The sequence below is a fragment of the Flavobacterium sandaracinum genome, assembly GCF_004349135.1.
Lineage (GTDB): Bacteria > Bacteroidota > Bacteroidia > Flavobacteriales > Flavobacteriaceae > Flavobacterium > Flavobacterium sandaracinum.
On sequence record NZ_SMFN01000020.1, the window covers coordinates 1 to 12560 of the forward strand.

A 12560-nucleotide genomic window follows, 5' to 3' on the forward strand; every position below is an offset into this window, starting at 1 on the left:
TGCAAATGTTTTAGACTCATATAAGGTAACTCGAAGCATGAGTAGAGCGGGAAATTGCTGGGATAATGCAGTAGCTGAGAGCTTCTTCAAATCATTAAAAACAGAATTAATTTATGGAAATAAACTGATCTCTAAAGAGCAAATGAAACTTCAAGTTTTTGAATATATAGAAGTCTGGTACAATCAAAAAAGAAGACATTCAGCTTTGAAATACCTGACGATAATGGAATTTAACACTAAAACCAATAATTACAAAAATGTCGCTTAACTTAAACTCCACTTTTTATTTGCATATCCAGTATGTATTTTTCAGGATCTATGGAAAACAATAAGACCGCAGCCTTTTTAAATTTATAAATACCATCCTTTTTTGTAGCTAGATAACGCTTAGCCAATAGATCAAGAGCTTCCCCTTTATAATTTAGCTTCCCTTTATACTCATTTAGTAACATTTGGTCTAAATCTTCTAAGTCAAAGTCTGCAACGACCTCTTCCTCAAAACGTCTTATTGCCTTATCATATTCTAGCTTCTTGATGTGATCCCGATCCAACACTCTATTAGTATCCAACACTCTCAAGTGCACTTGTTCATTATCTTTTCTACAAAAAAGTCGTTCTAACTCCTGTTCTACGTGGAATAAAAAAATAAGATTTCCATTGACCTCAACTTCCTCTAACACAATATTGCATGCAGGCTTTATAAAATCAAAAGTCAATGTACGATAGGTATCAAGCTTATCACCTAGTGTTCTTAAATCTTGAAATTCCCCATTATCAGCAACACCAAATGCTAGAATCCCACCATCTGCATTAAGCATCCCAATAAGTTCATCAGCTATTTTACTAGCTTTAATATCTTTCTCACCTAATCCTTTACGTTCAAAATATTGATTTTCATTTTTTGTACGCAAATACTCTTCGGTAACTATGGTGTTTATGTTTGATACTACTATCGTGTCCATCCTTGCTTATTTTGTATGATTCCGTGCTTAACCTCTGTAAACCCCTGTAAAATATAGAAAACAACTTCTAATTCTAACCTAGCTTATGAGTAGTCAAGCCTCGCTTACTATTTAGATACTCTTTATTTCATTGATTCCAAAACGCTTCAAAGTCTGCACCGCATTAGTTTTCTCTACATCCGTGAATCCGGAATCCTTGAAGATAACCCTACATGTTGCAGGTGCTAGTTCTTCTTTCCATGCACCAATACCTTCAGCAACCTTAGCGGTAACATCATTAGCTAGACATATAAACAATGCGCCAAAACCAACATTGAACACCCTTTTGCCTTCAATAACTCTTTCTTCAATAAGCAAGGTAAGATCTAAGCCGTATTTTAATAGTATCTCATATAACACATCTTCTTCCGTACGTTCTGTTTTGATGTTATCTTGGCTATCAAATAAGCTTTGTTCTAGGTTATCAGGATTACCGTCCCAACCCTTAATATTGGAAGTGTCTAGCTTGAACACTTTGAAACCAGTGTCTAGATTATCAAGATTTGTTTGCAATGTTGTAATCTCAGCCAATGCTTCATCTTGCATCATTTTACTCTCCGATTTTGCTTTTAGATTAGCTATTTTTTCAGTCTGTTCTTCAATAATTTTACTACCTGCTCTTCGTATGCGTTCTTTACCTATTTCTGTTATAGTTTTATAGCCAGATTTATAAGCTTCACTTTTTTCATCTACTAGTTCGGGAATTTGAATAGTTATCGAATTTATTTTCTTATTTAATTCCAATGCAGTAGCCATAATTGAATGGGCTGTTGTACTTGAGCCTCCAAAGAAATCCAATACAACATCTTTATCGCTTATATTTGCAATAATTGATAATAATCGTATTAGCCTAGTAGGCTTTGGCGTATCAAAAACACCAGTCTCAAATAGATTTTTTATTTCTTCTTTTGATTCATGATTGTGTCCCGCCTCCTTAAAACTTAATATTGTCCTAGGAACGACTCCTAAACTTTTTAATTCATTTAAAAAAGTTTTTTTAGAAGGCATTGATTTCCCGTCAGCTCCAAACCATATTTCATTTTTATGATATAGCTCATCTAGAGTTTCATGAGAATATGCTGCATATCTCCCTTTTGGTGGACTCCAATTTATTCCGTTTGGAAAAGTATGGGTAAAATTCTCATCTGAGCCACTTTTTGCTTGAAGAGGTGTTGCCTTCCATACCCCTTTAGGGTGCTTGTCTGGGTTCTTGTAAGCATCATTCATTGCCTCAGTCCTTGGTAGCCTACCAATCGAAAAATTTTCCTTTGACTTGCAAAACATCAATATATGATCATGGTTATCAGAGAAATATTTAGCGTCATTAGCAACTGTATATTTTTTCTCCCATATAATATTATTTATGAAGTTTTCTTCACCAAAAATTTCATTGGCAATCCCTCTTAGGTTATGTACTTCGCCATCATCAATACTAATAAAAATTACCCCATCCTCCTTTAAAAGATTCCTAGCTAATTGCAAACGAGGATACATCATGTTTAACCAATTAGAATGAAAGCGACCATCACTATTAGAATTGGTCGAAAGCTTATTGCCTTCATCATCCACTTGACCAGTGATTTGTTGGTAGTTCTTGAGACTGTCCTTGTAGTTGTCTTTATAAACAAAGTCCTTTCCCGTGTTGTACGGTGGATCGATGTAGATCATTTTAACCTTGTTAGCATAACTTTTTTGTAGCAGTTTCAGTACTTCTAGATTATCACCTTCCAGGTATAAATTTTGAGTGGTGTCCCAGTTTACACTATCCTCTTTGCAGGGTCTTAATGTTCCAGTACTAGGTTTATGAGCCTCTCTACGGGCTTGTGCCTTACCTGCCCAAGTAAAGCGGTAATATTCTTCTTCTTCCTCTAGTTCTTCACCTAGAATGGCTTGTAGTGTCTTAAAGTCGATTTTCCCCTCAGTTATAATCTCTGGGAAAAGTTCCTTCAATCTGGCGATGTTATCTGTCACTATATCTAAACTTTGTGTTAGTTGATCACCTGTCTTTATTTGTTCTAAGCTCATAATGTTGCTAGGGTGTTTTTTATTACCTGAATCTCTTTTCTCTTATTTTGTATGGCAATATTCAATACTACCTTACTATTCAGCTGAGTTTCTTTTTTTAACTGATTGTTCAATTGCACAATATCCCTTTCTATATTCTCTATTTTAAACAAAAGTAACAAATATAGGACATACTCTTTTCCTGGCGTAAGCAAAAGTCCTATCGATATATAAAAATAGGGTAAATTATCTTATAAATATGTAGTTAGTGATAAAATTTAGCTTGAATAATTAATGATAATAACTGACCTATAATTTACACTTGCATTCGGCATCGATGGTGAAATTCAATCTCACTTATCTTACCTTAATCGATTTTTTAATTAGCAAATCTGTAAACCAAATCATCATCTAGCTTAACGTACATAAAAAATGTAATTAGATTTATACTATAGTATTGGTGATCTCCGTTCCTTTACTTAAAACACGATATGACAAAAGCAGAAATAGTAGCTCTTTGCGACTCCCTCGGCATCTTGTATTATAAGGTGAATGATGATGGAATAGTTGATGCGGACGAAAATGTCGATTTGAGAAATAAAAACCTTACCGAAATCCCTGTGCAATTTGGGTGCGTGAAGGGTGATTTTGACATCTCTGGTAATAATCTTACTACTTTGATTAGATCTCCGCATAGGGTGGACGGTGATTTTAACTGTGCTCATAATGATTTAAGATCACTGGTATCAGGTCCATCCATCGTAGGTGAAAGTTATAATTGCGCCTTTAATCTCCTAACAAACTTGGAAGGCTCACCAAAAAGAATAGGTCGAGATTTCGCCTGCTTCTTAAACGATTTAACATCTTTAAATGGTGGGCCACAAGAGGTGGTTGGTGATTTTTATGTGTATGATTCTCTTATCAAGTGTCTTACGGGATCACCTCGAATCGTGGGTGGATCCTTCAGAGTGTCGGGCAATAATATGCTTGAAGATCTGCGCGGATGTCCTAGCGAAATAGGTGGTGATTTACACTTTGACCATAGTCTTAAATCTACATATACGGGCGATAAAGATTGCCGAGTCTCGGGTAATGTAATAATTAACACACAACAACAAATAATTCCTCGCAGGTTGCCTGAGGCATTAATGAATCATCAGGTTCATCTAAAATATATATTGAAGTACCAGCAATATTTTGAGATTTGGAATGAAGATTTAACCTTAAATGAGGAAAATTTTGCAATAATAGTTGAGGAATGTGAGGACGGATTAATGTAGTGTATTTTGCTTGTTTACTGATCGTGAATGTCACCAGAAAAAATGTTATGTTTTTGTATGTTTTTGTATGTATTTGTATATTTTTTTGATTTATTATATAATAATGAAGGGTGTGATTTATTGAAATCGCACCCTTCATTTAAGCTATGAAGCAAGGTCATCTACCTCTTGAAGTGTCAGTAATAACTGAGCATCTATTATTATATCGATATTATTGTACCCCTCATCATTTGTGCAGAAATTATCATCTTGATCCGTCCACCAATGCGAATTGGCAGCAGCGTTTTCTTCATGATATATAGCAAGCGTTCCATTCATAAAATCTTCTCTAGACGTGTATATCTCTACGTATAAATGATGTGCATTCAGATCGACTTCATTATGATCGCAATCCCCATCATAATCTTCTATACACACTTCAGTAAATAGTATCATAGTATTATTAATTAAATCTAGATGATAACTAGTACTGATATCGCCGTGCATACCATATTGAGTTGACTCCGCCAGATCATAACAATCTGCAATGTAGTCCGACATCTCATCTACCTGTATAGCGACCCCAACGGTAAATGATGACGAAATATACGGCTTTTGAATTTGCATTAAATATTCTAATTCTTCTGTAATATTAATTTTTTCCATAATTGTTTTTTTAAATTAGATATTATAGAAGAGAAAATCGAAAAAGTTTACAAATTCACTAATTATTTTTTTAATCCGTACATTGAAATAGTTTTTTAACCTTTTGAATAGTTCCACTAGACTTACCTGTTAACTTCATTATGTTTCTGACAGATTGCCCCTGACGTATATATTTCAAAACGTCCGAGTGGTCTTTCAGAAGGTCTGTGGTGGTCTTTACCGACCCCATCTTTCTGCCCAGCACCCCTCCCCCTGCAACGAATTTGCGACGGCCGCTTTGTAGACGTTCCTTGATTAATGATAACTCCATGGCACTAAAGGTGCTAGCAATTGACAACATAGTCTGCACCATGCTATTTGGCTGCCCACATGGCAGTAGGGTATGTAACTGGAAGTTATCTATTATTATATTAACGTTGTGACTGTTGCACGATTCAAGAAACAGTGCGAAAGAACTAATTTTCCTTGATATTCTTGATATCTCAAGTGTGATTATATGATCTATATTGTTGTTTATTGAGAAATTTAAGATCTCCTTATTAACTTCATCATTCTTAGTGCCAGATTCGTAATAACTAAATTCCTTCACTATAATATATTGACCACTGTACTTTGCAGCTAGTTCCGCAGATTGCCTGCTTACATCTTGGCGTGATTCATTCGTACTGCACCGTGAAACTAGAATAGCTCTTTCCATATATCTATTTGATTTGTGTTAAAATAAGTCTTTGATATAAATAGGTACAATTACCACCGCCAGACATTGCCTATAATAATATTAAAATGATACACTTTGCGTAATGATACAAGTTGTTAAAAGTCAAATTGGGAATTAAATTGAACTGCCAAATCCTTAACGCGTTCTTTACCAAAGTTTTTGTTAAAGTAATCCATGGTCGTTTTTAATGACGAATGACCCAACGCCCGTGATATAGCGTTAATATCTGGCTTATCCACTTCTAAACAAAGATTGGCGAAAGTATAACGACTAGTGTGGCTTGTGATTTTAGATATCTTATATTGGGTCTCACTTTCAAACTTCCTTAAAACCTGTTTCAATTTGTAATTATAGGCTACTATCAATCGTGTATACGCTTGATGTTGGTCATTGGTCATTTCGTAATTCTTGTCATAATTTTGTAGGATAGGCTCTTTGTCCATTAAGTTTTTAAAAAAATAATCCTTCTTGGGCAATGAATCAATATGTTCAATTAGCCGCTGAGTATTACCATATCTTTGATTTTTATCTGTATTGTTCGGTGTATCTGAGATAACTCTTTCTATATTTACGTTAGTGGTATTAGTCTCGTTTGCTGATTTAACGCCAGTAGTAGCACACAATAGAGTTACTAATTTATCAGCATAACTAACAGCCATCTTCTTACCAGTCTTCTTGGACATATAAACTATCCCTTCTTTTCTGAAATTTTCATTTCGCATGAGGAATAGATCACTTGCACGAACCCCGTGCAGGAATATGGCAATTAAGAACATGTTCATCTCATATGAGTAATTCTCGAGTTGAAAACTTAATAGACGCTGCACCTCGTCTTTTGTTAGAGCTGAATTATCTTTTTGATAAATTTTATACTCCAATTTCTCAAAATAATCATACTTCTCTATGTACAACAAATCTCTCTTAGCGAGATTAAGGACAGCCTTCACAACTTCCATGTATGTCTTAGTCGTCGTGCCAGTTGCACTATGTCTAATGAAATTTTTTAATTCAACGATAAAATAATAATCTATCATCGCAAACGAAATATCCTCATATGCCTTTTTTTTCTGAAAAGCTTGAAGTTTCTTCAGCACAGAATTCCTAACATTGATAGTAGAGGGGTTTGTGTGGATATTAATATTTTTTTGAAAATATGTTAAGAATGACTCTTCCTTTCCTGTTTCTCCTTTAACAACGCCAAAACAACTTAGATCATCTATCTTTTCTCTAATCACTTTATTGATTTCAACATAATCAACTATAGTGGTTCTGTCAAATCTCTGATGAAATGCATTAAAGTGATTAACAAAATGCTCTTCATTCATTTTAATCTGTAATGAAACAATCTTCTTTTTGTTAAAATGCATGTGCTGAATTGCTAAATGCCCCTCAACATCAGTTGCCTTTTGTTTTTTTAATATAACTTTGCTTGCCATAACCTGATCTATTATCAATCAGTAAAGATATAATATAATAGTGGATGTTATAGTGGCGGTTAAATAAATATTATTAACAAATTAAAATTACTTAACTAACTGAATTCGAGACTTCTAAATATTAATTAACAGTGAACATACTGTGTTTAATTTTGAAGTGCAAATTTAGTAAAATAAAACAAGAAATGTTTACAGGAATCATAGAAACCCTTGGAACCATCCAAGAAATAAAAAAAGAGAACAGCAATCTACACGTCACCATTAATTCATCCATAACAAGTGAGCTAAAAATTGACCAAAGTGTCGCTCATAATGGCGTGTGTCTTACGGTCGTGGCCTTAACAGACAACTCCTACACTGTAACGGCGATTGATGAAACCATAAAAAAAACAAACTTAATTAACTGGAAAACAGGAGACCTAATCAATCTGGAAAGAGCCATGAAACTAGGCGATCGACTTGATGGCCATATCGTTCAAGGCCACGTTGATCAAATTGGCACTTGCATCACCGCCGAAGAAACTAACGGGAGCTGGCTTTATACTTTTGAATATGATGAAAACCTAAACAATATCACCATCGAGAAAGGATCTATTACAGTAAATGGAGTAAGTTTAACCGTCGTAAACTCCAAGAAAAATGAATTTAGCGTAGCTATTATTCCCTATACTTACGAACATACTAATTTCAAAAACTTTGAAGTAGGCACAAAAATAAACCTTGAATTTGACGTTATCGGTAAATATGTTTCCCGATTGTACGCTAACAAATAACAAGTACCTACTACCCAAAAAAAACTCCAATTTTACATTGGAGTTTTTTGTTTTAGTTTAAAACTGTAAATGATGTAAATACCCATAAATAAAGCAATCAATACCAGTATAAAAATGTTCTCATCAATTTCTAAACCAGGAGGTGGAGGCGGCCTTCTTCTTCCCACGGGACTAGGTGGATTAGCAGGACCCGCAATCACATTAAAAATGCCTAGCACTAAAATCATTAAAATAAAAAAAACGCTTTTTAAAAATTTCATAAAATTTACAAAATAAAAAAAATCATTCTTAAGGTGTAATTTTCAAAAAGATATAATTTTTTGTAAAATAACCACATAGTTTTAACAAAAACAACAGCACACTCTATAAAAGTACATTTTTATATAAAAAACAGACCCAAAGTTATTATAAACAAAAAAAATCTTTCAAAAAATTGAAAGATTTTATAATTGTGGTCCCACCTGAACTATTGTAAATTACATTAAAGCACTGTTTTTCAACTGATTAACTCTTTTATTTTGTTTTGGGTAGAAAACTGGTATAAAAGCTAATTTATACTAATTCTAAGCACAAATTAAATAATAATAGTAGCTCAATCCTTTCTACTACTACTATCTTTCTCAATTTGTTCCAGGCGTGATGGTTCGTGTTGTTTGATCCTGGAGCATGATCCAATCCAGGGCCGTTGTTCCAGGTRTGATGGTTTGTGTTGTTTGATCCTGGAGCATGATCCAATCCAGGGCCGTTGTTCCAGGTATGATGGYTTGTGTTGTTTGATCCTGGAGCATGATCCAATCCAGGGCAGTTGTTCCAGGTGTGATGGTTCGTGTTGTTTGATCCTGGAGCATGATCCAATCCAGGGCCGTTGTTCCAGGTGTGATGGTTCGTTGCTTGATCCTGGAGCATGATCCAATCCAGGGCCGTTGTTCCAGGTGTGATGGTTTCGTGTTGTTTGATCCTGGAGCATGATCCAATCCAGGGCCGTTGTTCCAGGTGTGATGGTTCGTGTTGTTTGATCCTGGAGCATGATCCAATCCAGGGCAGTTGTTCCAGGTGTTATGGTTTGTGTTGTTTGATCCTGGAGCATGATCCAATCCAGGGCAGTTGTTCCAGGTGGGATGGTCCGTGTTGTTTAATCCTGGAGCATGATCCAATCCAGGGCCGTTGTTCCAGGTGTGATGGTTCGTSTTGTTTGATTCTGGAGCATGATCTAATCCAGGGCCGTTGTTCCAGGTGTGATGGTTCGTGTTGTTTAATCCTGGAGCATGATCCAATCCAGGGCCGTTGTTCCAGGTGTKATGGTTCGTGTTGTTTGATCCTGGAGCATGATCCAATCCAGGGCCGTTGTTCCAGGTGTGATGGTYCGTGTTGTTTGATCCTGGAGCATGATCCAATCCAGGGCCGTTGTTCCAGGTGGGATGGTYCGTGTTGTTTAATCCTGGAGCATGATCCAATCCAGGGCCGTTGTTCCAGGTGTGATGGTTCGTGTTGTTTGATYCTGGAGCATGATCCAATCCAGGGCCGTTGTTCCAGGTGTGATGGTTCGTGTTGTTTGATCCTGGAGCATGATCCAATCCAGGGCCGTTGTTCCAGGTGTGATGGTTCGTGTTGTTTAATCCTGGAGCATGATCCAATCCAGGGCCGTTGTTCCAGGTGTGATGGTTTCGTGTTGTTTGATCCTGGAGCATGATCCAATCCAGGGCCGTTGTTCCAGGTGTGATGGTTCGTGTTGTTTGATCCTGGAGCATRATCCAATCCAGGGCCGTTGTTCCAGGTGTGATGGTTCGTGTTGTTTGATCCTRGAGCATGATCCAATCCAGGGCCGTTGTTCCAGGTGTGATGGTTCGTGTTGTTTAATCCTRGAGCATGATCCAATCCAGGGCCGTTGTTCCAGGTGTGATGGTTCGTGTTGTTTAATCCTGGTGTGTTTGTTAAACTATCATATTTTCGTTGTCAGTTTGAAGTGTATAAAGTTTTTGCAGTTCTTTTGGCAGTTTATCCCAATACTCTTTTGCTTTTACTTTATCGTTTCTTATTTCAAATAAACAGACTAAATCCCAAATTGCATCATTTCTACTTATCAACTTTTTATATAGTTTAGGTGTCATTTTTTCGACTATATCAAAGCTAAACCTTAACGCTAATGCCATAGAATCATAAAGAGTAACCGCTATTTCGCTTTCGGTTGGTTTATAATCAAAAATCGTTTCTAATTTCATTTTTACAGTGTTTTACTTAATTCCTACGTCTTCTTTATAAATCTGATCTTCCCAATCAATGCTTGGGTTTTCTTTAAATAATTCATTCCATCTATCCCGAACCAAATATATTTTTTTGCCCTGTTTTTCGGCTTCATTGAACAAAACCCAAAAATCAAAGTCCGAAGTCCTAAAACCAATATGGCAAACTCTATTTAGTAAATCATAATATTCAATATCCGTTTTTCTATATTTATCTATTTCCTTATAATCTATTTTTGAAGTGTTTTTCATTGCTTTAAAATTTGAAGTTTTTAACCTTAAAACGGGGCTTTTTTCTACCGTTTTTCTACCCGTATTTTTTTAATAATTGTAAAGCCTTGTATTTATTAATGCTTATTGGATTTGGTTCAAGTCCTAAACAGACCATCGCACCATAAAAAGCGACTTTTTAACAATCATTTTATTTGTTTTCTGAATCCTGCAACTCCGCTAACAATTTATTTACTGGTGTGGTTAATATGGTGTATAAAGTAGTTCGAGAAATAGGATAAACGGGACAAATATACTTTCTTAAAATAACCGTGTCGGGAATGTCTTCCGTTTTGTGTTTTTTATATAAATCCAATATTAACTTATACCTTTTTAGCTTGCTTAATTGTACGCCCTTTGCTCTTGGATCGTTTGCCATTGGTTTATATTTTTTTAGGGGTGGATTTTCTCAAAGGAATTTGCGAACTCATTCCAATATCCTTTAAACGTTGGTTTGTTATTTTCAGTTTTTGTGTTGCCGTTAGGGGCTTTGGCTCAAAATCTTTTATTTTTAAGATCCCGTTATTTTGATCTTGCATACATTCATTCACTAATAGTGTTAAATACTTGTTTATTGCATTCGTACCATTAGTAGTGCTAAATCCATTTTTTGCGCTTATTTCGGCTTTTGTAACACTTGATCGCAAAGGTTTTAACCATTCTAAAAACAAAATAAATTCGCTTTCGCAGTATCTACCAATAAAACCCCGTTTTACTGCAATTTCATTTAGGTAATATTTGAAAAGTATGTTTTGTCTATTTAGTTTCTTTGGCACTTCATAATATAATCTAATACATTTTACTATTTCGCTTTCGCTCGGTGCTTTGTAATGTAATCCAGTTGTATAGACTAAATTATTAAAATCAAAATCCAGATCGTTACCATTTATAAAAATTATTTGCCCGCCCCTTACTGGAGTTTTTTTATAAGTTTCTAAAATCAACTTTGCAAGATTGTAGCTTTTGCCGAAAATAGCAATATAACCTCTTTTCGATGGTGTTAATTCTCTATTAGTGGTTTGATTGTATGCTTTGCCTTGATTACTCAAATATAATCCTTTTACGCTCGATTTTTTAAATCCCTCCTTTTGTAATTCTCTAATAGTTGGAATTATTTTTAAAGCTGGTTTGAGTTCCTTTGTTTTGAGATCAATAGTATTTGCAGTAATCAACTTTTGCAAGTCATACAATTTGCCATTAAATCTAACTTTACCGTTTGCCGTTGGTGTAATCTCTCGTTTAGCCGTTTTATGCCATAGTTTACCATCAATTGTAAAATATAATCCTTTTACTGCTGTTTTAATTAATTTCGTTTTCATTGCGTACCGTTTTTAAATATCGTGAAACTGTGGATTTACTTTTATTTAATGCTTTACCAATTTGCGCATAATTCAAACCCGAATTAAACAAATCGTTTGCTTTCTTTTTTATTGGGATTGTTTCCCTTTGATCTTTCCAATTTTCAGCAACGTACCATTTTTCAATAGTTCTAAATGGGGTATCAGTTATTTTGCCAACCTCCAGTAATGACAAACCAATTAAATAATATTTTTTTGCTTTTGCTTTGTCATCAAGTGTGTACGATTTTCTTTGTTTTGGGATCGGTGGTGTTTTTTCAGCTTTTGCCATTATGGGTGTTTTTGATTGGTTAGGTAATTTAATGGTATATAAATGGTATTTAATACTAATTTGTGGTACTAAAATTTAAGGTTTTTCAATAGGGTACTTTTTGACTTTTTTTTAAACTGTTTTTTTCAATACCCCCCTTTTCGTTTTTTTGCGTTGTGGATACTGCTGTATATGGTCAAACAATGTTTTTTGTCGAAAATCAGACCTTTTTTATATTGAATGGTACTATGTTACTTTGTTCCCAGTCCTTAAACCTCCGTTTAGGGTGTTTAGTGAATCCGACACGTTTTTTACTACTATTTTTATTAAAAATTCGCCCTTTTTTATATTTTGGTGTTAGTTCCTCTTTGGGGATAGCTTGATATACTACGTAATCTCAATACTGGTGCGTGCTTGCATCCTAAAGGATGTTTAAGACAAGCTTCCATAAAAAAATAGCGGGACTTTACGTGCGCTTTTTGAATCTTGATTTGTTTCATTACGTATCAACATATATTTAATTTTGACTTAATTAGTTGTTAATTAACAGTTTAACCGAGTTACAAAAGTGTGACTTTTTTATTT

General features: G+C 34.9%; 15 protein-coding genes. 3 read left to right on the forward strand and 12 right to left on the reverse strand.

Going from position 1 to position 12560, the window contains the following annotated elements:
• Positions 1–268, forward strand: a 268-nt coding sequence (locus tag E0F91_RS14195; protein WP_165930099.1) for an IS3 family transposase, incomplete at its 5' end; no start/stop codon positions are given.
• 1 nt (position 269) lies between these two features.
• Here the strand turns inward: E0F91_RS14195 and E0F91_RS14200 are convergent.
• Together E0F91_RS14200 and E0F91_RS14205 are read right to left on the reverse strand one after the other, a co-directional pair.
• The gene (locus tag E0F91_RS14200) at positions 270–962 is read right to left on the reverse strand and encodes an AlbA family DNA-binding domain-containing protein (RefSeq protein WP_132067114.1); all 693 of its coding nucleotides are present in this window, start codon (positions 960–962) and stop codon (positions 270–272) included.
• Positions 963–1073: 111 nt separating this feature from the next.
• Positions 1074–2972 (reverse strand): site-specific DNA-methyltransferase, encoded by a 1899-nt coding sequence (locus E0F91_RS14205; RefSeq protein WP_243698912.1) that lies wholly within the window; start codon positions 2970–2972, stop codon positions 1074–1076.
• 524 nt (positions 2973–3496) lie between these two features.
• Between E0F91_RS14205 and E0F91_RS14210 the strand changes: the two genes are divergently transcribed.
• On the forward strand, positions 3497–4285 hold the full coding sequence (locus tag E0F91_RS14210; protein ID WP_132067116.1) for a hypothetical protein: 789 nt from the start codon (positions 3497–3499) through the stop codon (positions 4283–4285).
• 144 nt (positions 4286–4429) lie between these two features.
• Here E0F91_RS14210 and E0F91_RS14215 read toward each other — a convergent pair whose 3' ends face one another.
• The 3 genes from E0F91_RS14215 to E0F91_RS14225 all read right to left on the reverse strand — a co-directional run bounded on the left by E0F91_RS14215 (position 4430) and on the right by E0F91_RS14225 (position 7084).
• A complete protein-coding gene (locus E0F91_RS14215; protein ID WP_132067117.1) occupies positions 4430–4930 on the reverse strand; it encodes a hypothetical protein in 501 nt (166 codons plus the stop codon).
• A 70-nt stretch (positions 4931–5000) separates the two neighbouring features.
• Positions 5001–5627, reverse strand: a complete 627-nt coding sequence (locus E0F91_RS18240; protein WP_132067118.1) for a recombinase family protein — start codon at positions 5625–5627, stop codon at positions 5001–5003.
• Positions 5628–5743: 116 nt separating this feature from the next.
• A complete protein-coding gene (locus tag E0F91_RS14225) occupies positions 5744–7084 on the reverse strand; it encodes a phage integrase SAM-like domain-containing protein (RefSeq protein ID WP_132067119.1) in 1341 nt (446 codons plus the stop codon).
• 185 nt (positions 7085–7269) lie between these two features.
• Between E0F91_RS14225 and E0F91_RS14230 the strand changes: the two genes are divergently transcribed.
• Positions 7270–7857 carry a riboflavin synthase gene (locus E0F91_RS14230; RefSeq protein WP_132067120.1) on the forward strand — a complete coding sequence of 196 codons (588 nt, stop codon included), beginning with the start codon at positions 7270–7272 and terminating at the stop codon, positions 7855–7857.
• Positions 7858–7889: 32 nt separating this feature from the next.
• On the opposite strand, the gene E0F91_RS14235 is transcribed toward E0F91_RS14230, so the two are convergent.
• The 7 genes from E0F91_RS14235 to E0F91_RS14265 form a co-directional block, all read right to left on the reverse strand.
• The gene (locus E0F91_RS14235) at positions 7890–8117 is read right to left on the reverse strand and encodes a hypothetical protein (protein WP_132067121.1); all 228 of its coding nucleotides are present in this window, start codon (positions 8115–8117) and stop codon (positions 7890–7892) included.
• Between the two features lie 292 nt (positions 8118–8409).
• A complete protein-coding gene (locus E0F91_RS14240; protein WP_132067122.1) occupies positions 8410–8763 on the reverse strand; it encodes a hypothetical protein in 354 nt (117 codons plus the stop codon).
• A gap of 1025 nt (positions 8764–9788) precedes the next feature.
• A complete protein-coding gene (locus tag E0F91_RS14245) occupies positions 9789–10076 on the reverse strand; it encodes a hypothetical protein (protein WP_132067123.1) in 288 nt (95 codons plus the stop codon).
• 12 nt (positions 10077–10088) lie between these two features.
• Positions 10089–10349: a hypothetical protein gene (locus tag E0F91_RS14250; RefSeq protein WP_132067124.1), complete on the reverse strand. Its 261-nt coding sequence runs from the start codon at positions 10347–10349 to the stop codon at positions 10089–10091.
• A gap of 169 nt (positions 10350–10518) precedes the next feature.
• The gene (locus tag E0F91_RS14255) at positions 10519–10746 is read right to left on the reverse strand and encodes a hypothetical protein (protein WP_132067125.1); all 228 of its coding nucleotides are present in this window, start codon (positions 10744–10746) and stop codon (positions 10519–10521) included.
• 4 nt (positions 10747–10750) lie between these two features.
• Positions 10751–11686, reverse strand: coding sequence for a hypothetical protein (locus E0F91_RS14260; RefSeq protein WP_132067126.1), 936 nt, complete (start codon positions 11684–11686; stop codon positions 10751–10753).
• A complete protein-coding gene (locus tag E0F91_RS14265; RefSeq protein WP_132067127.1) occupies positions 11667–11996 on the reverse strand; it encodes a helix-turn-helix domain-containing protein in 330 nt (109 codons plus the stop codon). The genes E0F91_RS14260 and E0F91_RS14265 overlap by 20 nt, the downstream gene beginning before the upstream one ends.
• Positions 11997–12560 lie beyond the last annotated feature (564 nt).

Bases quoted from the DNA above. Each gene is read 5' to 3' on its own strand.
- E0F91_RS14200 (WP_132067114.1), bottom strand. From the start codon at position 962: ATGGACACGATAGTAGTATCAAACATAAACACCATAGTTACCGAAGAG.
- E0F91_RS14210 (WP_132067116.1), top strand. From the start codon at position 3,497: ATGACAAAAGCAGAAATAGTAGCTCTTTGCGACTCCCTCGGCATCTTG.
- E0F91_RS14215 (WP_132067117.1), bottom strand. From the start codon at position 4,930: ATGGAAAAAATTAATATTACAGAAGAATTAGAATATTTAATGCAAATT.
- E0F91_RS18240 (WP_132067118.1), bottom strand. From the start codon at position 5,627: ATGGAAAGAGCTATTCTAGTTTCACGGTGCAGTACGAATGAATCACGC.
- E0F91_RS14225 (WP_132067119.1), bottom strand. From the start codon at position 7,084: ATGGCAAGCAAAGTTATATTAAAAAAACAAAAGGCAACTGATGTTGAG.
- E0F91_RS14230 (WP_132067120.1), top strand. From the start codon at position 7,270: ATGTTTACAGGAATCATAGAAACCCTTGGAACCATCCAAGAAATAAAA.
- E0F91_RS14235 (WP_132067121.1), bottom strand. From the start codon at position 8,117: ATGAAATTTTTAAAAAGCGTTTTTTTTATTTTAATGATTTTAGTGCTA.
- E0F91_RS14245 (WP_132067123.1), bottom strand. From the start codon at position 10,076: ATGAAATTAGAAACGATTTTTGATTATAAACCAACCGAAAGCGAAATA.
- E0F91_RS14250 (WP_132067124.1), bottom strand. From the start codon at position 10,349: ATGAAAAACACTTCAAAAATAGATTATAAGGAAATAGATAAATATAGA.
- E0F91_RS14255 (WP_132067125.1), bottom strand. From the start codon at position 10,746: ATGGCAAACGATCCAAGAGCAAAGGGCGTACAATTAAGCAAGCTAAAA.
- E0F91_RS14260 (WP_132067126.1), bottom strand. From the start codon at position 11,686: ATGAAAACGAAATTAATTAAAACAGCAGTAAAAGGATTATATTTTACA.
- E0F91_RS14265 (WP_132067127.1), bottom strand. From the start codon at position 11,996: ATGGCAAAAGCTGAAAAAACACCACCGATCCCAAAACAAAGAAAATCG.